This window comes from Candidatus Poriferisodalis sp., assembly GCF_965262965.1.
Lineage (GTDB): Bacteria > Actinomycetota > Acidimicrobiia > Acidimicrobiales > Poriferisodalaceae > Poriferisodalis.
The window spans coordinates 771,473-792,534 of the sequence record NZ_OZ253573.1 but is presented as its reverse complement, the minus strand read 5'-3'; the positions used below and the strand labels follow the sequence as shown (position 1 = coordinate 792,534).

General features: G+C 66.0%; 20 protein-coding genes and 2 pseudogenes. 12 read left to right on the top strand and 10 right to left on the bottom strand.

Translation table 11 applies throughout. The features are described 5' to 3' along the window. Positions 1–107: 107 nt before the first annotated feature. Both ACQY5K_RS03680 and ACQY5K_RS03675 read left to right on the top strand, forming a co-directional pair. Entirely contained in the window at positions 108–512 is a 405-nt protein-coding gene (locus tag ACQY5K_RS03680) for a nuclear transport factor 2 family protein (protein ID WP_428120157.1), read from the top strand. A gap of 21 nt (positions 513–533) precedes the next feature. Further along, entirely contained in the window at positions 534–1,784 is a 1,251-nt protein-coding gene (locus ACQY5K_RS03675; RefSeq protein WP_428120155.1) for a PLP-dependent aminotransferase family protein, read from the top strand. 39 nt (positions 1,785–1,823) lie between these two features. On the opposite strand, the gene ACQY5K_RS03670 is transcribed toward ACQY5K_RS03675, so the two are convergent. The 3 genes from ACQY5K_RS03670 to ACQY5K_RS03660 all read right to left on the bottom strand — a co-directional run bounded on the left by ACQY5K_RS03670 (position 1,824) and on the right by ACQY5K_RS03660 (position 4,938). Beyond that, complete coding sequence (locus tag ACQY5K_RS03670) at positions 1,824–3,572, bottom strand: N-acyl-D-amino-acid deacylase family protein (protein WP_428120153.1); 1,749 nt, start codon at positions 3,570–3,572, stop codon at positions 1,824–1,826. A 186-nt stretch (positions 3,573–3,758) separates the two neighbouring features. Next, positions 3,759–4,538 (bottom strand): SDR family NAD(P)-dependent oxidoreductase, encoded by a 780-nt coding sequence (locus ACQY5K_RS03665; RefSeq protein WP_428120151.1) that lies wholly within the window; start codon positions 4,536–4,538, stop codon positions 3,759–3,761. Positions 4,539–4,545: 7 nt separating this feature from the next. Next, positions 4,546–4,938: a limonene-1,2-epoxide hydrolase family protein gene (locus tag ACQY5K_RS03660; protein ID WP_428120149.1), complete on the bottom strand. Its 393-nt coding sequence runs from the start codon at positions 4,936–4,938 to the stop codon at positions 4,546–4,548. A 164-nt stretch (positions 4,939–5,102) separates the two neighbouring features. On the opposite strand from ACQY5K_RS03660, the gene ACQY5K_RS03655 reads away from it, so the two are divergent. The 5 genes from ACQY5K_RS03655 to ACQY5K_RS03635 are packed head-to-tail and all read left to right on the top strand — an operon-like array spanning position 5,103 to position 9,401. Beyond that, positions 5,103–6,515 carry a CaiB/BaiF CoA transferase family protein gene (locus ACQY5K_RS03655; RefSeq protein ID WP_428120147.1) on the top strand — a complete coding sequence of 471 codons (1,413 nt, stop codon included), beginning with the start codon at positions 5,103–5,105 and terminating at the stop codon, positions 6,513–6,515. Further along, the gene (locus tag ACQY5K_RS03650) at positions 6,512–7,750 is read left to right on the top strand and encodes a CaiB/BaiF CoA transferase family protein (RefSeq protein WP_428120145.1); all 1,239 of its coding nucleotides are present in this window, start codon (positions 6,512–6,514) and stop codon (positions 7,748–7,750) included. The genes ACQY5K_RS03655 and ACQY5K_RS03650 overlap by 4 nt, the downstream gene beginning before the upstream one ends. A 35-nt stretch (positions 7,751–7,785) precedes the next feature. Next, entirely contained in the window at positions 7,786–8,115 is a 330-nt protein-coding gene (locus ACQY5K_RS03645; RefSeq protein ID WP_428120143.1) for a hypothetical protein, read from the top strand. Between the two features lie 18 nt (positions 8,116–8,133). Continuing rightward, positions 8,134–8,766: a CoA transferase gene (locus tag ACQY5K_RS03640; RefSeq protein WP_428120141.1), complete on the top strand. Its 633-nt coding sequence runs from the start codon at positions 8,134–8,136 to the stop codon at positions 8,764–8,766. Then, positions 8,718–9,401: a CoA transferase gene (locus tag ACQY5K_RS03635; RefSeq protein WP_428120139.1), complete on the top strand. Its 684-nt coding sequence runs from the start codon at positions 8,718–8,720 to the stop codon at positions 9,399–9,401. Before ACQY5K_RS03640 ends, ACQY5K_RS03635 begins: the two co-directional genes overlap by 49 nt. 49 nt (positions 9,402–9,450) lie before the next feature. On the opposite strand, the gene ACQY5K_RS03630 is transcribed toward ACQY5K_RS03635, so the two are convergent. Together ACQY5K_RS03630 and ACQY5K_RS03625 are read right to left on the bottom strand one after the other, a co-directional pair. After that, complete coding sequence (locus tag ACQY5K_RS03630; RefSeq protein ID WP_428120137.1) at positions 9,451–9,750, bottom strand: hypothetical protein; 300 nt, start codon at positions 9,748–9,750, stop codon at positions 9,451–9,453. A 75-nt stretch (positions 9,751–9,825) separates the two neighbouring features. After that, on the bottom strand, positions 9,826–10,779 hold the full coding sequence (locus tag ACQY5K_RS03625) for an MOSC domain-containing protein (RefSeq protein ID WP_428120135.1): 954 nt from the start codon (positions 10,777–10,779) through the stop codon (positions 9,826–9,828). A gap of 67 nt (positions 10,780–10,846) precedes the next feature. On the opposite strand from ACQY5K_RS03625, the gene ACQY5K_RS03620 reads away from it, so the two are divergent. Then, positions 10,847–11,314, top strand: a complete 468-nt coding sequence (locus tag ACQY5K_RS03620; RefSeq protein ID WP_428120133.1) for an aminopeptidase P family N-terminal domain-containing protein — start codon at positions 10,847–10,849, stop codon at positions 11,312–11,314. Between the two features lie 143 nt (positions 11,315–11,457). Here ACQY5K_RS03620 and ACQY5K_RS03615 read toward each other — a convergent pair whose 3' ends face one another. The 4 genes from ACQY5K_RS03615 to ACQY5K_RS03600 are packed head-to-tail and all read right to left on the bottom strand — an operon-like array spanning position 11,458 to position 15,636. After that, entirely contained in the window at positions 11,458–13,383 is a 1,926-nt protein-coding gene (locus ACQY5K_RS03615; protein ID WP_428120131.1) for an acetyl/propionyl/methylcrotonyl-CoA carboxylase subunit alpha, read from the bottom strand. After that, the gene (locus ACQY5K_RS03610) at positions 13,380–15,002 is read right to left on the bottom strand and encodes a carboxyl transferase domain-containing protein (protein ID WP_428120129.1); all 1,623 of its coding nucleotides are present in this window, start codon (positions 15,000–15,002) and stop codon (positions 13,380–13,382) included. Before ACQY5K_RS03610 ends, ACQY5K_RS03615 begins: the two co-directional genes overlap by 4 nt. Before the next feature lie 23 nt (positions 15,003–15,025). Beyond that, positions 15,026–15,394, bottom strand: a complete 369-nt coding sequence (locus tag ACQY5K_RS03605) for a PIN domain-containing protein (RefSeq protein ID WP_428120127.1) — start codon at positions 15,392–15,394, stop codon at positions 15,026–15,028. Continuing rightward, the gene (locus tag ACQY5K_RS03600; RefSeq protein ID WP_428120125.1) at positions 15,391–15,636 is read right to left on the bottom strand and encodes an AbrB/MazE/SpoVT family DNA-binding domain-containing protein; all 246 of its coding nucleotides are present in this window, start codon (positions 15,634–15,636) and stop codon (positions 15,391–15,393) included. Before ACQY5K_RS03600 ends, ACQY5K_RS03605 begins: the two co-directional genes overlap by 4 nt. 114 nt (positions 15,637–15,750) lie before the next feature. On the opposite strand from ACQY5K_RS03600, the gene ACQY5K_RS03595 reads away from it, so the two are divergent. The 3 genes and pseudogenes from ACQY5K_RS03595 (at position 15,751) to ACQY5K_RS03585 (ending at position 17,043) form a co-directional block, all read left to right on the top strand. Beyond that, positions 15,751–15,942, top strand: coding sequence for a helix-turn-helix transcriptional regulator (locus tag ACQY5K_RS03595; RefSeq protein WP_428120123.1), 192 nt, complete (start codon positions 15,751–15,753; stop codon positions 15,940–15,942). Continuing rightward, a pseudogene (locus ACQY5K_RS03590) lies at positions 15,939–16,064 on the top strand (hypothetical protein); the annotation flags it as partial. The gene ACQY5K_RS03595 and the pseudogene ACQY5K_RS03590, both read left to right, overlap by 4 nt. Then, positions 16,009–17,043, top strand: a pseudogene (locus tag ACQY5K_RS03585) (HipA domain-containing protein). The pseudogenes ACQY5K_RS03590 and ACQY5K_RS03585, both read left to right, overlap by 56 nt. A 184-nt stretch (positions 17,044–17,227) precedes the next feature. On the opposite strand, the gene ACQY5K_RS03580 reads toward ACQY5K_RS03585, so the two are convergent. Continuing rightward, positions 17,228–18,406, bottom strand: a complete 1,179-nt coding sequence (locus ACQY5K_RS03580) for an acyl-CoA dehydrogenase family protein (RefSeq protein ID WP_428120121.1) — start codon at positions 18,404–18,406, stop codon at positions 17,228–17,230. Positions 18,407–18,501: 95 nt separating this feature from the next. On the opposite strand from ACQY5K_RS03580, the gene ACQY5K_RS03575 reads away from it, so the two are divergent. Further along, entirely contained in the window at positions 18,502–21,024 is a 2,523-nt protein-coding gene (locus tag ACQY5K_RS03575) for a CoA transferase (protein WP_428120120.1), read from the top strand. The last annotated feature ends 38 nt before the right edge of the window (positions 21,025–21,062 follow it).

The following is a 21,062-nucleotide window of genomic DNA, read 5'->3' as shown; positions in this document are numbered from 1 at the left end:
TGTCGCGCGACGGTAAGCATGGCTAACGAGGTTGAGTACCGATGCCGGCGCCGCCCGCGTCGAAGTAGGTTGACGCCAACACGCTTGAAGAGCACTGGGGGAGCGCTGTGGCCTTGACAAATGACGACCGTGTCGAGATCCGTGACTTGATCTCTCGTTACAACAAGGCCATCGACACCGGCGACGCCGATGGCTACGCCAACACGTTCACTCCCGACGGCGAGTTCATCGGGATCGTCGGGACGTTCAATGGGCGTGACGAGCTGCGGGCCTTTGCCGCCGCGTACTCAATCGAGGAGCAGTACGCCGAGTTCGCCTCTGCGCAGCACTGGGTGACCAATGTCGTGGCCGACGGCGATGGTGGGGAGGCCACCGTGTTCAGCCATCTCCAGATGGTCAAGCCCCTGCCTGACGGCGGAAGGCTCCTGCTGGTGGGGCACTACGACGACATCGTCCACAAGGTTGACGGGCAGTGGCTGTTCGCTCAGCGGATTGTCGTCTCTGACGCCTGAACCATCGGACGCGCAGACAATATGTCAACGACAGAACAAGCGCACGCTTCCTTTGACGTGCGGTCGAAGATGGCGGCGGGTCTGCCAAGCCCCGCACCCGAGTGGGGTCCGATCCCGCGGTACAGCTTCGTCGGTGGGAACAATGACTCGCCGAGCGTGCCGGTAGGCGGGCTAGCCGAAGCCGCCGTCAACGCCATCAACAAGCACGGACCGGCACTTGCCACCTACAACCTCGGTGGCAACCCGCAGGGCTACGACGAGCTGCGCGAGTTCATTGCCGCGAACCTGGGGGTTGAGGCCGCCCTGCCGATCAGCGCCGATGAGGTGCTGGTCGTTTCGGGCTCGTTGCAGGCACTCGATCTGGTCATCGAGACCTTCGTCGAGCCCGGCGACGTTGTGGTTGCCGAAGAGGCGACCTACGGCGGGATCATCTCGAAGCTCACTCGCGCCGGTGCAATCTGCGAGCCCGCCCAACTCGACGACGACGGCATCGTGCCCGAAGCGCTCGACGGGCTGCTCTCACGGCTCGCCTCGCAAGACCGACTGCCGAAGCTCATCTACACGATCCCGACTGTGCAGAACCCGACTGGCTCGGTCATGCCCGTCGAGCGGCGCCGCGAGTTGTTGAGCGTCGTCCGGCGATGGGATGTCGTGATTTTCGAAGACGACTGCTACGCCGATCTGGCATGGGAAGGCGATCGCCCGCCGGCCATTGCGGCGCTCGCTCGTGACGGTGGCGATGTCGGCCGCGTCGTGTATTGCGGCTCGTTCTCTAAGTCGATCGCGCCGGCGCTGCGACTCGGTTTCGTGGTGGCAGAACCTCCGGTGATGCGCCAGCTCGTGGCGCTCAAGGACGATGCGGGCACCGGAGCTGTCGAGCAGCTGATTCTGGCGGAGTACTCCTCGGCACACTTCGTCGACCATGTCCGCGAGCTGAGGGCCACGTTGCGTGAAAAGTGCCGTGTCATGCGCCATGCCGTCGCCACCCACTTCGGCGCATTGTCCGCGGTGGCGATTGCGCTCGGCGGGCCGGTGCAGGTGACCGATCCCAAGGGCGGAATCTTCGTTTGGCTGACGTTTCCTCGAGGCACCGACACCGCCCGTTACCTCGCACCTGCTGCGGAGCGGGGGATTCAATTCAACGAGGGCGCGGCCTGGTCAGTCGACCCGCAATGGGGGGCGCGCCGCATGCGCCTGTGCTTCGGAAGCCTGTCTCACGAGGACATCCGCGCAGGTGTCGCCACTTTGGCAGAGGTGATCGCTGCGGCGTGATGCGGCGCGGCCGCTCGCCGCTCTGTGTTGTTGGGGCCGCTAGCCGCGGCCGTGGCGCAGGAGCTTGCCGGGCGTGGCCCCAGTGCACTCGCCGTCTTGGAAGGTCTCGACCCCGTTCACCAGGATGTGCCGGTAGCCGTGCGCACGCTGGACGCGCCGCCACTCGCCGCCGGGCAGGTCGTAGGTCGCCTCGCCGATCCACTCGGGATCGATCGCCAGCTCGTCCATGTCGTACACCAGCACGTCGGCCGGGGCGCCTTCGGTGAGCACGCCACGGTCCTTGAATCCGGCCGCATGGGCTGCGAGCGCCGACATCCGGTAGTGCGCTTCCTCAACGGACACGCGCTTCTCGTCCCGGACGATCCAAGCCAGGAAGTCGGTCGTCCACGCACCGCCGGAGAAGAACTTGGTGTGCGCTCCGCCGTCGGACACGCCGGGGATCGTGTACGGCGAGTCGGTGTACACGGCGGACATGTGGTCCACGTTGAAATCGGGACCCTCGCCCAGGAACTCGGTCCGAAGGTCTGTCTCGAGCGAGAGGTCGAGCATCACGTCGATGTAGTGCTTGCCTTCCGTTTCGGCAATCTCGCCGAGCGACCTGCCCACGTACTTCTGCAGGTCTTCGCGCCGGGTCACGCCCTGCACGATCAGCTTGCGGGGCGGCCCGCCGACTGCGCCTTGGGTGTTGGCGAACAGCGTCGCGGCCTCGTCGGTCTCGGCACGCAGCCGTTCCCGGATCGCCGGGTCGGACATCTTGCGGATCTTCTCTTCGATGGTGCCCGTGGTGGCCTCGCGCCATGCGGGGCTGGAGTCGTACAGGTTCCACTCGTCGAGCGAGAACGCGAAGCCAGTGCGAATCGAGGCGCCCTGACCGAAGATGCGCAGCCCGTCGTTGTGCGCCTGCTCGAGCCATTCCAGCCGTTCCTCGTGCACTCGGGGGTTGCGTTGGCTCACGGGCACCACATTGTCGATGATCGGGCGGCCGCACACCTCTGCCAGCCGGCGCTTGAAGTCAAGGTCTTCGGCGTTGTTGACGTCGGCGCTCGTGGCCTGCGTCAGCTGGATGAAGCCCTCATCACGTTCGCGCAGCACTTCGGCCAGCACGAAGATGTCGTCGTCGATCATGGTGTCGGTGACCATCGGTGTGCCGTCGAAGTCCGATTGCGTCGAGTTCGGTCCGAGTCGCTGGATGGAAAAGCCGCACAGCCCGGCGTCCATGCCCTCGTGAAGCAGGCGTTGCATCTCCTTGCGCTCTTCGTTGTTGGCCGGCCGCGACTTCGCCGCTTCCAGGCCCATCACGTAGATCATCAGCGACGCGGTCGGCATGTACTGCAGGACGTTGACGCCCTTGGGTGCCGCGTCCAGCGAGTCCAGGTACTCCGGGATGGTCTCCCAGTCCCACTTGGGCAGCATTCCCTCTTGCATGGCGGCAAGCGGGATCGCCTCGGTGCGGACCATCGTGAGCATCGACCGCTCGCGGAAGTCGGGCTTGCACGGGGCGAAGCCGAAGCCGCAATTGCCCAGCACCACCGACGTCACCCCGTGCCAGCTCGAAATCGAGCAGTACGGATCCCAGCGGATCTGCGCGTCGTAGTGGGTGTGCAGGTCGATGCTGCCCGGGGCCACGATGCAGCCGCCAGCGTCGATGACCTCTCTGGACGGCTTATTCGGCCGGCCGCCGATCTGGGCGATGCGACCGTCGGAGATCCACAGATCGCCCCGATAGCTCGGCACCCGTGTCCCATCGACGATGGTGCCGTCCTTGATGTGAATGTCGTATTCGTCCACTGTTTCCCCTCGGCAGTGATCGGCGCGTAACGAGACCGTTTACGCCGTGAAGTTCGAGCGAGCACCGGCGTGCACCCCGTGCGCCGCATGTCGCCGCTGATTGGAATGTTAGGCGCGCCCGGTCGCGCGGCGCTGAACCGCTGCTGACGCGGCAGTGCCGCTAGCGCTGTGTTGTCGCCGTCGGACTCAGAAGATGCTGAATCCGCCGTCGATCTTGATCACGTCTCCGGTGTGCCAGCGCGCCGCATCGCTCATCAGGTACACGGCGATTGCGCCGAAGTCGTCCGGCGTGCCCCAACGCCGCATCGGGATGCGGGGCATGACGGCGGTGACGAACTTGTCCCAGTTGAAGGCGCGCTCGGTCATGGCCGTTTCGACCCAGCCCGGGATGATGGCGTTGGCGTTGATCTTGTAGCGAGCCATCTCCACGGACAGCCCCATCATCATCGCCAGCATGGCGCCCTTGGTCGCCGCATAGGCCTGACCCCGCGCCGCCCCCTGTATGGCGGTGCCGCTGGAGGTCAGCACCAGCGATCCGCCTCCGCCTTGGGCGATCATCTGGCGGGTGGCCGCACGCAGTGTGTAGAAGACGCCGTGAAGGTTCACGTCGATGACTCTGAACCAGTCCTCGTTCGAGTGCTCGTGGAAGCCCGCTCGGTTCTGCGTGCCGACGCCGGCGTTCGGAAAGCACGCGTCGACGCGGCCGTAGCGCTCGATGACCGCAGCCATGCATTCTTCGACCTGCTGCTCATCGGAGACGTCACACCCCAGGGCTGACGCCGACGGGTTGAGTGCCTGCAGTTCGGCCTCGGCGACAGCGTTCTTGTCGGGATTGGTGCCCCACACGCTGACATCGGCACCGGCCGCGGCGATGGCGCGGGCGTAGCCCAGCCCGATGCCGCTGTTGCCGCCGGTGATGACCGCGACCTTGCCGGTCAGGTCGAATCCGTCGTAATTGTTGGCCACGGCCGGTTCAGCCGCCCTTGATCTGGCGCATGAACGTGCCTTGGTCGAAGTAGTCGCGCCAGAACGTGATGAGGCCGTCATTGACCTCGAAAATGCCCATGACGGGCAGCTCGATCTGGCGGCCCGAGCCGGTGTGGAACCGGTCGACACGCTCGTTCATGACCGTGTTGCCGGTGACAGTGTGGCGCAGGACTTCGAATTCCACGGGGCCGTCGCCGCCCAGCATCGGGGTGAGGAAGTCGCGCATCTCGTCGCGGGTGTTCATGTCGCCGATCGGGACGTTGTCGTAGTAGCAATCCTCCGCAACGTGGCTCATCGCGGCATCGAGATCCTTGCGACAAATGTCGGCGATGAAGTGATCCACCACTTCGACCGGTGAATTGCCTTGGCTTTGTGACATCGGTTCCCCCTTCGGGTGACGGCGGCATCCGACTGGACACGCCGACGTGAGTGTTCGAACGACAGTGGTGTACCACGCCCGAAGCCCAGCCGCAGCCGGAAGTCACGGCTGCAAGGCCACCGGACGGCGAGGACTAGTGTCCCGCCCATATAGGGGAGGCACAGGTGGCGGACGAGCAGGGCAGCGAGACCGGCAGGGGCGCAGATGCGCGACCGCTGGCAGGTGTTCGGGTATTCGAGATCAGCATCGCGGTCGCGGCGCCGTGCTGCGGCAAGGTCTTGGCGCATCACGGCGCTGAGGTCTTCAAGGTGGAGGCCCGCAGCTACCCCGATGTGGCCCGAGCATTCGGCTCGGCGTGGGCCCGTGACCCCGAGCTCGCCGATGTGTTCTGCGACACCGGCCCGTACGTGCCGGAGATGTCGGCCGGCAAGCGGTCGGTGGGTTTCGAGCTGAAGCTGCCCGGAGGACTCGAAGCAGCACGGCGCTTGCTGACCACCTGCGATGTCTTCCTCACCAACTTCGCTGCTCCGGGCATCGCCGAACTCGGGCTCGACTACGAGTCGGTGACCCAGGTGCGGCCGGACATCATCTACGCGGGCATGACCGGCTTCGGAGTGGACCCCGAGATGCCGTACTACCCGTTTCGCGCCTTCGGACCGAACCAGGCGCCGCTGGTGGGGTGGGACGCGCTCACCGGCTTTCCTCACGAGGAACCTGCGGGCATCCCCTCGATCGCTCCGCCTGACTACATGGGCGGCCTGCACACGGCCGTGGCGATCCTGAGCGCCCTGGTTGAGCGCGACCAGACCGGCCAGGGCCGCTTCATCGACATCAGCCAGCTGGAGACCACGGTGTCGTTCTTGGGGCCGTACCTGGTGGGGCAGGGCATGGGTGTGCCCGAGCCCTTCCGCAACGGCAACCGGGTGTCGTGGGCAGCACCCGCAGGCATCTACCCCTGCGCCGGCGACGACCGCTGGGTGGCCGCCGAAGTGCAGAGCGACGAGGCATGGCAGTCGCTTGTTGGGCTGGCCGAATGGTCGGGCATCGAAGGACACGACGGCAGCGGGCAAGCAGCCCTGTCCACCTATCCGCACGAGACGCTGGCCGAACGCATCGCCAACCATGACGCCATCGATGCGGAGCTGTCTGCGTGGACCTCCCGCCGGAGCGCGCAGCAGGCCGCTGCTCAGCTGCAGGCCTTGGGCGTCGCGGCCTATGAGGTACTGGATCATCGTGGCGTGCTGGCCGACCCGCAGGTTCACGACCGCCGCCCCTACTCGGTGGCGCCATGCGCGCGGCTGGGACGGGACCTGTTCGTGCGTAATCCGCTGCGCATGAGCCGGACACCGCCGTATGTCACACGGGCAGGTCCAAACATGGGGGGCGACACGGCCGACGTGCTGGCCGAGATCGGATATTCCGGCAGCGAAGTGGAGCAGATGGTCGCCGACGGAGCCGTGTTCACCGATTCGCGACCTGAATTGGTTCTCGAGCGTCCCTTCGACCGGTGGTACGAGTCGGTGGGGATCGCAGAGTTCTACGACGCAGAGGGCCGTGTCACAGGCGGCAGGCAATGAGCGCCGCACAGCAACAACCACATCAACGACGCGGCCCGTGGACCGGCGTCCGGGTGCTCGACCTGACGGGCTTGTCAGGCGCCTACGGAACTCGGGTGTGGGCAGCACTGGGCGCGGACGTGATCTGCGTGGAGCCGCCCGAGGGCAATCCCATTCGCCGGATGCCGCCGCTCGCTCCGGGCCATTCCGGCCCCGAAGCCAGCCTGTGGTGGGCCTATTACGGCGCCACCAAGCGCAGCGTGGTGCTCGACCTCTCCAGTGATGACGACATCGCAGCGCTGGTGGAGCTGATCGGTTCCGCCGATGTGGTGCTCGACGACGCACCTCCCGCCTCCCAGGAGACGTATCCCTGGTTGACGGACCGGGCGCAGGGCGCTCTGGGCGTTGCTGGGATGGTCGAGAAGTTCCCGCATCTGACGTGGGTGTCGATCACGTCCTTCGGCATGACGGGGCCGCGACGCGACTGGCGTTCGTCGAACCTCATCGGCTGGGCATCGTGCGGGTTGGCGTCCACCGTGGGCTTCCCCCACGGCCCGCCGCTGACACCTGCAGGGGAGATCGGCGTGCTCATGCACGGTGCTTCGCTGCATGCGCTGATCGGCTCGATGCTGTCGCTGCGTGCTCGCAATCAAGCCGTAGCAGCTGGTGCACCAGCGCTGGGTCAGACCATCGATCTCTCGCTGCAAGAAGTCGGCCTGTGGCTGTCGCCCGAGACCGGCGTCCCCATCTACCTGGACGACCAGGTGCCTCGTCCGAGGGCGGGCAATCGCCGTCCGGTCACGAGCCCGATGGGCATGTACCCGGCATCTGACGGCTATGTGGCGATCATCGCCATACAGCCGACTCACTGGAACGCAGTGGCGCAGTGGGTTCACGAGCTCACCGGCAACGAGGGCATTCTCGACGAGATCTTCGTCGACATCGTGGTGCGCCGCGAGGCGCTGGAAGCCGTGGACGCGTGGGTCGAGGAGCTGACCACTCAGTTCACCAAGCAGGAATTGTTCGTAGAGGGCCAGCGGCGGCGCATTCCCATCACGCCGGTCAACACCGTCGGCGACCTGCGCCACGACCCGCATCTCGAAGCGGTCGGCTGGTGGCGCACCGAGGAGCACCCGGTGCTCGGCACCTATACCGTGCCCGGCTCGCCATTCACGACCGACGGAGACTGGTGGGCCTGGCAGCGTGCCCCGATGCTGGGTGAGCACACCGACGAGGTGCGGGGCGAGCTGACCTGATCTGACCGGCAGCAAGTTGTTCTCGGAGGACCCGGATGATCAGGCTCACCCATGACGGTGCAGTGGGAGTGGTGACGCTGTCGCACCCGCCGCACAACCTGATCGGCGCCGAATTCATCGACCGGTACTGCACTGCGCAGGAGGACGCCTCACTGTCGCTGGCACGCCAGCTGGCCGCCGGTCCTACGGTTGCGCTGCGAGTCATCAAGCGGGTCGTCAACATCGCTGTGAATGAAGGCACTCGTGCCGCGGACGAAGCGCTGAGCGACGAGCTCGCAGCCATGTGGGCTTCGAACGACGTCCGGCGAGGCACCGAGGCCATGTTCACCGGCGGGCCTGGCACCGCAGTCTTCGAAGGCAACTGAGCGACGGGAGGCGACGACGTGACTGACGAATCACTCGACAGAGCCGATGATGCGGCTGCGCCCGACGCAGCAGCGCACGCGGCACCCCTGGCGGGCATCACGGTGGTGGACTTCACCCGGGTGCTTGCTGGGCCGACGGCAACACGGATTCTCGTCGAGATGGGAGCCTCGGTGACCAAGGTAGAGCCGCCGGCTGCCGACATCGCCCGAGCCGCATCACCCTCGGCGGGCCCGACCTCGGGCTACTACCTGCAGCTCAACGGGGGTAAGCGCAACCTCAGCATCGACCTGAACTATCCAGAGGGGCGCGAGGCGGTCTTCGAGCTGTGCAGCCGCGCAGACGTGATCGTGGAGAACTACCGGCCGGGCACGATGGCCACCTTCGGACTGGACTATCGGTCGGTCAGCGCCGTCAACCCTCGGGTCGTGTACGTGTCGATGTCGGGCTACGGGCAGGACAATCTGTGGTCGTCACGGCCGGCGTTCGCACCGACCGTTCAAGCAGAGAGCGGTTCCACGGCCACGCATCTAGCGCACTTTTCGGCGACCTGCTCGTCCGTCCGACGACCGACTCGACCAGTCAGGCAGACCTCTACACCGGCGTGCAGGGTGCCCTTGCGGCCATCACCGGGCTCTACCAGCGCAGTATGACCGGCCGTGGCACCCACGCCGACGTGTCGATGATGGCCACGATGCTGTCCGTCAACGAGCGGCTGCACGCTGAAGCCAACGGTCTGGACCCGTTGGGTGAGCCAACGGCACTGAGTGCGCCCGAATCGCCGATCTTCGAGCTGGCAGACGGCTCATTGATCACGATCGCCGCGTCACCGGTGTGGACGTCGGCGTTCGGGCGCTACTGCACGATGATGGGTCGCAACGACTTGAAGGCCGATCCCCGCTACAAGACGCCGGAGTTGCGTCGTGAGCACTACGACGAGTTGATGGCCGAGGTCGCAGCGTGGATCCGCACCTTCGGCAGCATCGACGAGCTGGAGCATCAAGTGTCGGGTGCGGGCGGGCTGGCCGTCGGTCGCATTCGGACCTCGGGCGAAGCGCTGGACACTGAATGGGCTGAAGCGACCCAGCCCTACTACTCCGTCGATGTGGACGGTCGCGAGCTACGCCTCATGCGTGGCCCTTGGCGTTTCGACGGCTTGTCCACGGCACCGCTGCGGTTGGCCGGCCCCCAGGGTGGCCACAACGCCGAGGTCATGGCCGAATTGGGGGCCACGCACGAAGAGATCGCCGATCTCGCTCAGCGAGGCATCCTCCGCTCAACCGAGTGATCGCAAGACCGCCTTCGTCTGCTGCAGCGGAAGGACTTGGTGCGAGTTTCTACCCGTTGGGGCTCTGCGTTGTTCGCACCACTTCTGCCCCGGCCGCGCCCGCTGCAGCCTCGGCTGGCATGCCGATGCCCAAGTAGCCCTCAATTCGCGCGAGACGTTGGCCGTTCTCGGTGGCTACCGAGTGCACCACTGCCAGCTCGTTGCGTATCCCGCCTGTCTCGTTGCGTATCCCGCCTATCTCGTTGCGCACATCGTCGCGGAGCTTGTCGTTGGATCTTTGCTGATGCCACACGATCGCCATCGCCGCCAGCACCATCGTGCCAACTTGTGCAAGTGCGCTCAGCTCCATGTACCGAACGGTAGCACTCCGCCTCCAACTGACCCTTCAGATTTATTGAAAGAGTCTGAAATGCCAACTTTCAGATCAGGTCACAGCATCAGCCGGAAGTAGCCGGAACGGAGGGCCGAGCAGTGCGGGGCCGGTCTGGGTGACCGCTACCGGATCGCCGACGTTCAGCACGGTGCCTTCGGGGTCGATGGTGCAGGCGATGCCGAAGATGGCGTTGCCTTCGAGGACCTTGCGCATACCGGGGGAGTGGCCTTCGGCGGTGTAGCACCAGCGGTGCTTGCGCATCACCAGTGCGGGTTCGCGGTGTCGCTCGCCGGTGTCCTGGTCAATCTGGGGCACGGCACAGCGTGGCCATGCGATCCGGGCGACGAGATCGGCATCGCCGATCGAGAACTCCGTCCAGGTGTCCTCTGACCAGGGCTCGTCGTTGGTGACGATGAGGTTCGCCCGGAAACGCTCGATCCCGAACGGCTCGATAGCCCGGGCCACGAGATCGTCGAGCGAGGCCATGTTGGCGACGAGCACGGGGGCGGCGTCGGCAAACGTGGCAAGGCGTCCCCGGAACAGCCGGACCGGGCGGGACGATTCGGGTGTGAGTGCGGCGAGCCTTGCCGGCATTCCCAGCACCTCGCTGAAGAACGCGGCGGCCTCGTCGCCCGCGTCTGCGCAGGCGACTTCGTCACCGATCAGCGCATGCACGGTGACGTCATTGGCGTCAGGCCGCTTCACGTCGATCGTGCCGATGTCAGATGCACTGATCGTCAGGCCGCCGTCGATCGGCACGGGGACGACCGTGGCGAGTACGGCGCTTTGGCGCTGAGTCACTGCCTCGCCGATGGCACCGTCCTCATCGGGTGCAGTCACCACCTGCCATTCGCGGTCGCCGTCGAGCCCGGCTGCGGACACCGTCACCGATTCCAGCTCGACGCGACGGCAGCCCTTGATGGGATGGATGGTGATACCGGTGAGCGTTCCGCCGTCGTGTCCCGATCCTGCGTGCTCCGATCCTGCGTTCCCCAATGAAGTCATTGCCAGACCCTAGGCTCGCCGCAGGCCGAGGGCTGGAGTAGGCGGACCGAACCGAGGGCTGTCAACTATGGAGCATTCGGGGTCTCAGTGGCGCCACCGACCGAAGATCGGAGTGGCTCGGGCTGAGCCGCCCGTATGGCTGCTCGATCATGCTGACCTCAACATGCACGCGCTCGGCCCCGGCGCAGAGCTGGAAGCCGAGTGGCTGGCCGCGGGACTTTCGCTGCCGGACCGGCCCGCTCTTCGGCGCTATCGGCTGGAACGGGTTCGCGAACAGTTGCGAAGCGCCGACTGCGACGCTGCGCTGCTGTACGACCCGGTCAATATCCGCTACGCCACCGATACGACCAACATGTCGCTGCGGGAGATCGCCGAGGGGGCGTGGTACCCCGACCCGGACGAGTACCGCCACTACACATCGGTCTCGCACGGGGTCGGCCTGTGCGATGAGTACCCGTCGGTGACGTTCCGGCACAAGTGGGAGCGGGTCGGATACGACGGCGTGCTGGAGCTGGGCATGGTCATGTGCATATAGGCGTTCGTCGGCCCCAGATCAGGCGGAGAAGGGGTCAAGCTGGAAGAGCAGGTCCTGATCACCGAGACGGGCAACGAGGTGCTGACTCGCCTGCCGCTCGGACTCCTCTAGCCGCGAGGTGTCCGGGTCGCAGGGGATGCGGATCAGGCGTGGACGAAGCTGACCAGGACTTGGTTGGCCTCGACGGCGTCGCCGGGAGTGCAGCGGACCTCAGCGACAACGCCGGCTCCCGCTGCGACGAGCGAGTGCAGCATCTTCATCGCCTCGACCGTCACGACAGCGTCCCCGGCTGCAACCGCTTCGCCCGCCACGACCGAGACCTCGACGACCACAGCAGGGAACGGTGCGGCGATGTCGCCGACCGAGCCGGTGCCGGCAGTGCCGGCCGGTGCCCAGGCATCGGAGCGGTCCGGCACCTCGAATGTGACGGTGTGCCCGCACACGTTGACCGCCACCGATCCCTCGTCGGAGCTGCTTGCCCCTGTACTCATCCCCGCAGCACTCATCCCCGCAGGTGCATTGTGTCCCTCGATCGCGTCAGCGGAGACTTCGTGAAGATCGCCTGCGGCATCGCGCAGGAGCACTGCGGCCTCTGGGCGGTGCTCGGTCAGTCGGAACGGCCCGAGCCGTGACCACGGCCCGTCGTGGCCAGCGTTGCGATCGTGGCGTAGATGCCTCAGCCAAGCCGCGGCGGCTGCGGGTGCTGCATCGGCTGCGGGAGGCGGCGCCGGGAATTCGGGGGCGCCCAATGCGTCGATGATGTTCGTCGTCATGTCGCCGCCTCGAAGCTGCGGCGTGCCGACAAGCCAGCGCAGGAATCCGGCGTTCGTCGGCACGGGTCCCAGCACGAGACCGTCCAAGGCACCACGCACGGCGTCCAAAGCAGCGGCCCGGCTGGGACGATGCACGATGAGTTTCCCAATCAGCGGGTCGTAGTAGGGCGAGATCTCGCTGCCCGGCTCGACGGCAGAATCCCAGCGGACGCCGTCAGGCACGGATACATGCCGGACATCGCCGGCTCGCGGGCTGAATCCGTCGGAAGGATCTTCGGCATTGATCCGAGCCTCGATGCTGTGCCCGCTGAAGGTCACCTCAGTCTGGGAGATGCCGAGGTTCGCGCCGATCGCTGAGCGCAGCTGCATCTCGACGAGGTCGAGCCCACAGATGGCCTCGGTGACGGGATGCTCGACCTGCAGCCGGGTGTTCATCTCGAGAAAGAAGAAGTCACCGCTGTCTGTGTCCACGATGAACTCAACAGTGCCAGCGCTGTCGTAGCCGATGTGACGGGCCAGAGCCACCGCGGCCTCATGCAGCCCCTCGCGGGTGGCGTCAGGCAGGTTCGGAGCCGGCGCCTCTTCGAGAAGCTTCTGGTAGCGCCGTTGCGACGAGCAGTCGCGCGTGCCGAGGTGGACGATGCTGCCGTGACGGTCACCCACGATCTGGACTTCGATATGGCGAGGTCGTTCGATGTAGCGCTCGACAATCAGGCGGTCGTCGCCGAACGAGCGAAACGCCTCGGTTCGGGCCTCGCCCAAGGCCGCCGCGAAGCCGTCGGGGGAGCGGACAATGCGGATGCCCTTGCCGCCCCCACCTGCGGAAGCCTTCACGAGCACCGGAAAGCCGATCTCGCTGGCCGCTGTGGCGAGATCTCCCTCGGATGCACCAGGGATCGTCGGCACCCCAGCTCGTTCTGCGATGGCACGCGCCTCGACCTTGGCGCCCATATGTGCAATGGCCTCCGGATGGGGCCCGACCCAAGTCAAACCGGCGTCAATGGCGGAGCGCGCAAACTCGGCGTTCTCGGACAGGAATCCGTAGCCGGGATGCACGGCATCGGCTGACGCGTCTGCGGCTGCGGCCAAGATTCGCGGGACGCTCAGATACGACTGGTCCAGTGCGGCGGGTCCGATGCAGCGAGCTTCGTCGCCTTGGCGCACAAACGGCGCATTGCGGTCGGGCTCGGCAAACACCGCGACGGTGCGCCAGCCCAGTCGGCGGGCAGTGGCGAACACCCGGCTCGCGATCTCGCCTCGATTGGCGACCAGCAGCTTCATGGCGCTCTCAGTCACATCCGGTAAACGAGACCGCTGCCGGGTTCCGGCGCGTCTTGGCGGGCGGCGAGCGAAAGGCACAGGCCGAGGGCGTCGCGGGTGTCTGCTGGGTCGATGAGACCGTCGTCCCAGAGGCGGGCCGTGGCGTAGTACGGGTCGCTCTGGCGTTCGTACTGGTCGGCCACCTCCGCCTGCATTGCGGCGATCTCTTCGTTCGTCGTCTCGGTACCGCGCATCCCGGCCAGCCTGATGTCGACGAGAACGGTCTGGGCTGTCTCGGCGGACATCGTGGCGATACGGCTGTTGGGCCACGCGAACAGGAACCTGGGATTGAAGCCCCGCCCGCACATGCCGTAGTTTCCGGCGCCGTACGAGCCGCCGATGAGCACCGTGTAGCGGGGGATCGTCGCGTTCGCGACCGCAGCAACCATCTTCGCCCCGTGCTTCGCGATGCCAGCTGCCTCAGAATCGCTGCCCACCATGTAGCCGGTCGTGTTCTGCAGGAACAGCAGCGGCACCCGGCGCTGCTCGCACAGCTCGATGAAGTGTGTGGCCTTGAGGGCGTCAGAGGAGAAGATGATCCCGTTGTTGGCGATGATGCCCACCTGGTGACCCCAGATGCGGGCGAAGCCGCAGGTGATGTCGGTGCCCCACTCGGGCTTGAACTCGCCGTAGCGAGAGCCGTCGACGAGCCGGGCGATGATCTCGCGGGCGTCGAAGCCGATGCGGTCATCCGCGGAGATGACCCCATAGATCTCGGTTGGGTCGTAGTGAGGCGGCTGGGGCTCGGTCCACGACAGCCAGCCTTCGCGATGGTCGACTGCCCGTTGGTTCACAGCCGAGCACAATTCGCGCAGCTTGCCGTAGGCAGAGCGCTCGTCGGGGGTCATGTAGTCAGAGACCCCCGAGACGCGGGTGTGCAGTGCCGCACCACCCAGGTCATCCGGCTCGATGATCTCGCCGAGGGCCGCCTTCACGATGGGCGGGCCGCCCAGGTAGATCCGACCGATGCCCGAGACCATGATGACCTCGTCGCTGAGTGCCGGAACGTACGCGCCGCCGGCGGTGCAGCCGCCCAGCACTACCGAGATCTGCGGCAGGCCCATGGCCGAGAGCCGAGCTTGGCGGTAGAAGCTGCCGCCGAAATGGTCCTTGTCGGGGAAGATGTCGTCCTGCAGCGGCAGAAACGCCCCGCCCGAGTCAACGAGGTAGATGATGCCGAGGCCGTTCTCGGCAGCGATGTCCTGGGCGCGCACGTGCTTCTTGATGCTGACCGGCAGCAGCGATCCGCCTTTGACCGTGGCGTCGTTGGCGATGAACATCCACGGCACACCGCACACCACGCCGATGCCGGTGACGATCCCGGCGCCGGGAGCGCTGTTGTCGTAGAGCTCCCAGCCGGCCAGCGTGGACAGCTCCAGCAAGGGCGTGTCGGTGTCGCACACGAGATCGATCCGGTCCCGCGGCAGGATCTTGCCCCGAGCGTGGTGCCGCTCGATGGAGCGCTCCCGGCCAGCCCCGCCAGAGATCGCGAATTGCTGACGTTCCCGCAGCACCGCCAGCAGGTCGGCATACGCGGCAGCGTTCTTGCCGAACTCATCGCTGCGAGGATCGATACGGCTCGCGAACTGTCTCATGTGCCGGGGGGCTCCTGATCGGCCTAGCGGATCTGGGTGATGCGAGCGCTTGCGCCCCATGATCGGTCTGCGGTGAGTATCACCGCATCGAGCCGCTCGCCGAGCGCGAAACACAGGCGGTCAGCCAGCGACAAGCCTTCTCCGGGCCTCCAGCGGTGGGCTGCCCACTCAGCGTCAGCGGAGGTGACCGGCTCAATTCGCAATTGGTAGCTCATCAACAGGGCGCGGGCTTCGTTCCATCTGCGACCGGCAGCCAACATCTTCTGTGCTGCCTCGCTCCAGTTTGCAGCACCGCATCGGGCGCCGCCGAGGAGAGCCTCCTCGACCAGTTCGGTGCCGGTCTCGCCCTTCAGCCGGGCGAGCAGCGCGGAAGCATCCAAGACGGTGGTCACCCGGCGTCTTCTCGCGCGGACTCGCTCCGACGGTCCCTCAGCAGCTCGCTGACGAGGTCCGTGCCTTGAAGATCGTGCCGCACGCGAGCACTCAGTTGCTCCCGAGTCATCAGGATCATCCCGTCCGGAGCGTCGAGGAGCACAAGCGGCGTTCCGGGTGTCAAGCCTGACCGACTCCGTACTTCGGCGGGAACGACGAGCCGGCCTCGGTCTCCCATCACGATATTAAATGTCCCACTCACGCTTCTACCATACCAATCATATATCCGTAGTGGGATTTCCGCGTCACCCCGGGTGGCAGCACCGCCCATCTTCTCATGTCCCCTCGGATCATCAGGACTCTTGGCCAACTCGGGATGGAGATTCGCCGTCTGTGGCACAAGGCCGAACTTTCTCAAGAAGCGCTCGCCGACATGGCGGGTGTATCGAGGCGCTGGGTTGGTCGCTTGGAACGTGGGCATCGGGGAGCTGAGATCGCCAACGTCATGAGTGTCGTGAGCGCACTCGATATGGGCGTGGCGCTCGTCCCCATCGAGGATCCGCAATGAACGGATCAGACGCACTCGTCGTGATGATGAATGGTGTCCGCGCTGCGGTGATCCACCACGGCGGCAATGGGCTCGAATTTCGCTATGACGATGACTACATGGACTCGGATGCTCCGCCTCTGTCATTGTCGTTGGCGTTCTCTCATCGCCCGTACATCGGTGGAGAGCCTGACCGTTGGATTGCCGCTGCTCCCAGACGACTCGCGCGTGCTCGCAAGGTGGTACCGCCGTCAGCAAGTTCTGGAACACACTCCATTCGGACTCCTGTCGACGAGCGCGGGTCTCGACTGCGCTGGCGCTGTTCAGTTCTGCCGGTCGGGCTACGAAGACGAACTCTCGGAGCCAGCAAACGGGCTTCGTTTGCTCAGCGACGCAGACGTCCGCGGAGAGATAGCGCAGATTACGAGCAACCCGGATGTGTGGACGCCAGACGATGTGGAGCCGTACTTCAGCCTCGGTGGCTTTCAATCGAAAGTGGCGTGGCATCGAACGGAGGATCGATGGGCTCGGCCGTTCGGCAATACGCCGACCACGCACATCTTGAAACCCCGTGCCGAGGCGGCGGAAACGGTTGCTATCGCAGAGCACTTGTGCCTCGGGGCTGCTCGCCGACTCGGCATTCACGTCGCAGAATCGTGGATCGCGAGCTACGGGACTGACGTGGCCACCGTAATTGTCCGCTACGACCGTTCGCTCGTCGGCGATCAGTGACAGCGCATGCACCCAGAGGACATGTGCCAAGCCATGGGACTTCCCGGTGCACGCAAATACGAAAACGATGGCGGACCCGGTATGTCGAAGATAGCTGATCTCATCTGGAACCATTCCGCAGCCCCCCACGACGACATCGGCAGATTCGCAGACGGGTTGCTGTGTGCTTGGCTGGTCGTGAACAGGGACGCTCACGCGCGCAACTACGGCCTGATCCATATGAATCTCGGCGAGACACGCCTAGCCCCGCTGTATGACGTGAACTCATCCCTGATGTTCGACCACAAGAAGATCGGCGAGCGGGAACTGGCGATGCGCTACCGCAGCGACTACACGGTGTGCAAGGCAAGTTCCAAAGAGATGGCGAACTCCATCGGTGGTTGCAAGTGAACGGTCATGGCCACACGGAAGATCATCGGTCGCTCCCCAGGAACCGACAGAGCGTCTCAACCACTGGTTACGCCTCCTGCGCTGTCAGCATGTCCCAAGCGCGTCAAATCCACGAACCTGCCATGCCTGCTGCGGTCAGGGCACAAGGGTTGGTGCAGAAGCCGTTGAGAAACCGGCGCCGCTGTCAGAAGTTGCGGTCGCCTGAATCCTGGCCCAGCAGCACCCGGCCGGCGGTGTCCATCTGGTAGCTGCCCACCATGAAGTGCCCGGCCACGGCTCGCACATCGTTGAGCAGGGCGCCGAGTGGCGACGCCGTGAAATTGGCAGTGCTGCCAGCGGCTGTCACGAGGGTCTCGACTGCCGCGATGCAGTTCTGCACGCTCCACGAACACGCCAAGCGCGCCCGGGCATGCTGTTGCGGGGTGACTTCGCCACCGGCCGAGGCCGTGTCCCACAGCCCGTCGAGCTGATCGGCCACGAAGGCTCGACCCGCGCCCAGCAGCGCCTCGGCGCGCGCCATCGCAGCGTGCGCGTCGGGCCGCGCCACCAGTTCCGAGCGGGCGAACAGCGGCGTTTTCGTGTCGGCCAGGGCGGCGAACTCGTCGATGGCTCGGCGGGCGATTCCTGAGGCAACACCGGTCTTGGGGAATGGGAAGCGGAGTCCCGACGGCAGCCGGTAAAAGGGATGCTCGTTGGGCTTGGGCAGCGAGTAGTTCTCGACGACTGCTGCGCGGTCGGCGGGCACGAACATGTCGGCGAGCACCACATCGTGGCTTCCGGTGCCTCGCAGACCCACGGTGTGCCAGGTGTCTTCGACGCACGCCGGGTCGGCCGGCATCAGGACGTGGCAGACCTGCTTGGGCATGGTGCCCTCGACGACGTTGGCGACGACCCACCAGTCGGCCGCCGTACAGCCGCTGACGAATGTCCAGCGCCCGTTGACTCTCCAGCCGCCGTCGACTGGGTTCACGATACCGCGCGGTACACCCGATCCGGCGATGACCACGTCGGGGTGGGATCCGTAGAAACCTGACACGCTCTCGGACTCGAGGTGGGCGGCGAAGATCTCGGCCTCCTCGTTGCAGGTCATGGCGACCCAGCCGGTGGAGGGGTGCTCGTACGACACGCAATGTGTGAACTCGATGAACTCGGCAGGGTGGCGACCCAGACCGCCCAGTTCCTCGGGCACGATCATCCGCATGAGGCCTCGTCGCCCCATCTGCGACAGAACGTCACGATTGGGATTGCGTTCGGCGTCGCTGCGATCGCCGCCGGCCCCGACGCGAGCCAGCAGGTCATCGCTCAGCTCTGCGGGCCTGTCGACTGGCTTGCCGGTGCGACGCGTGGACGCAGAGTCGGCCATCCGGGCAAGCTAACCGCAGCCAAGCCACGGCCGCCTGCGTATCGTCTCGGGCGACCCATGTCGGCGCTCGGCCGACGCTCATCTGTTGGACGGCGATGGACCCACACGACGACAGCGGCCCCGACACCTCAACTGCACCGCTCGCTGGCATGACCGTGCTCGACCTGACCGATCATCGCGGTGAGCTCGGGCCGTGGATGCTGGCCGAGCTGGGGGCCGAGGTCACCAAGATCGAGCCGCCCGGCGGCACACCGGCTCGCGGCGAATTGCCGTTGGACCCGGCTGCGCACAGCGAGGATCTCCGCAGCCTGCAGTTCTGCGCCTACAACTCCAACAAGCGCTCTGTCGTGGTGGATTTCACTGTCGAATCTGACCGGCACCTCTTCGGTGGCCTCATTGCCGGGGCCGACTTCGTCTACGAATCGGGTGTGCCAGGCGCCCTTGCCGAGGCCGGATACAGCCACGAGGATCTCACCGCGCTGAATCCGCGGATCATCCATGTGCAGGTCACGCCCTTCGGCCTCGACGGGCCACGCAGCGGCGACCCTGCGTCCGAGCTGTCCTTGGCGGCATTGGGGGGCTCAGCAAACTTGCAAGGCAGCCGCGATCGGCCCCCGGTGAAGGCATCCATCGCGCAGGTGTGGCGTCACGCCGGGGCCGAAGCGGCCGTCGCCGGACTGGTCGCCCATGCACGCATGCGGCTGCGAGCCGAGCCGCAGCACGTGGCTGTCTCCGCCCAGGCCACGGTCACCTGGACGCTGCTCAATGCGATGGAGACCCATGCCATCTGCGGCCGCGACTTCGAGCGCTCCGGCACCATGGTGAGGCTTGCGGCGCCGCTGCAGCTGCGCTTTGCGACTCAGGACGGCTGGGCCATCACCGTGGCACGGGGAGTGGCGATCGGTCGACTGCTGGACTGGCTGATCGACGAGGGTCTCGCAGATGAGAGCTGGCGAGTCGAGGACTGGGACACGTTCGATTTTCGGGCCAGCAGCGGCAAACCGGTCACCCGCACGTTCGACGAGCTCTACAAGGCGATGGTCGCTCTGTGCGAGCGCTACCCGAACGGTGTGCTGATGCGCAGATCGCTCGAATACGGCGAGACCATCGCCCCGATCCACACCGTGGCCGACCTGCTCGACTTCGACCACTTGCGAGCCCGCACATTTTGGCGTTCGCTCGATGCGCCGGCGGGCAGGCCGGGCGGGCAGGGCGAGTCGGGCGGACCCATTGAGCTGCCCGGAGGACCGACATCGATCGACGGTGCTCGCATCGGGGGAGTGCGCCGACCGCCGAGAGTCGACGAGCACGGCGCCGAGATCCGGGCCTGCGACGCTCAGGCCTCCGCTGGCCCGGACGGGCAGGTCGCTGCAGCAGACGAACCGCTGGCCTGGCAGGTGGGCGATGCCGATCTGCCGTTGAGCGGCCTGAAGGTCGTGGACTTTAGCTGGATCGGCGTGGGCCCGATCACGGCGAAGGCGCTGGCAGACCACGGCGCCACAGTCGTGCGTGTGGAATCCGGCGGACGTCTCGACGGGTTGCGGGTCAACCCGCCGTTCAAGGACGACGTGGTCGACGTTGACATGGCCCACTTCTACGGAACGTTCAACACGTCGAAGCTCAGCATCGACATCGACCTCAAGACGCCAGAGGGCGTCGACATCGCCCAAAGGATGATCGCCTGGGCAGACGTCGTGGTCGAGGCCTGGACGCCGGGCACGTTCGCCCGCAACGTCGCCGACGACGACCTCATCGCCGAGCTGAACCCCACAGCGATCGTGGTGCACACGTCGCTGATGGCGAGCGGCGGGCCGCTGTCGCCGCTGGGCGGCTTCGGTTATCACGCAGCAGCCATCGCGGGCTTCTACCCGATCGTGGGATGGCCCGACCGGCCCCCGGACGGGCCGTATCTGGCCTACACCGACACCATCTCGCCACGATTCATCACCGCCACGCTGCTGTCGGCACTGGAACGCCGGCGACGGACCGGCCGCGGATGCACCATCGAGGCTGCGCAACTGGAATGCGGCCTGCAGTTTCTTGCGCCCGAGCTGGCTGACTTCCAGGCCAGCGGCACCGTGGCGAACCGCACGGGCAACCGTGACCCCGACGTTGCTCCCCAGGGTGCATACCCGTGCGCCGGCGACGACCGCTGGTGCGCAATCACCGTGGCCGACGACGCTCAATGGCACACATTGGTCCAACTGATGGGCGCACCGTCGTGGGCCACAGCACCAGAGCTTTCCGAGATGGCCGGTCGTCAGGCTGCCCATGACGTCATCGATGATCACATAGCGGCATGGACGGCCACCCAAGACCCAGCCGACCTGGAGCGTCGCTTGCTTGATGCGGGAATCCCGGCGGGCATGGTGCAGCGCAGCAGCGACCTGCTCGCCGACCCGCAATACGCGCACCGAGGCTTCTACCGATGGCTGGAACATCCCCGAATGGGCGCCGTGCCCTACGCCGGTCATCAGTACCGGATCGCCGGCTACGACCACGGTCCCCGCTTCGCGGCTCCGATGCTCGGTCAGCACACCTTCGATGTGCTGAGCGGTCAGCTCGGCCTCAGCGACGAGCAGATCGCTGACATCGCCGCCGCTGGCGCGTTGGGGTGAGCGGCCTCTATGACGGGCACCGCCGGCGGTGTTTGCAT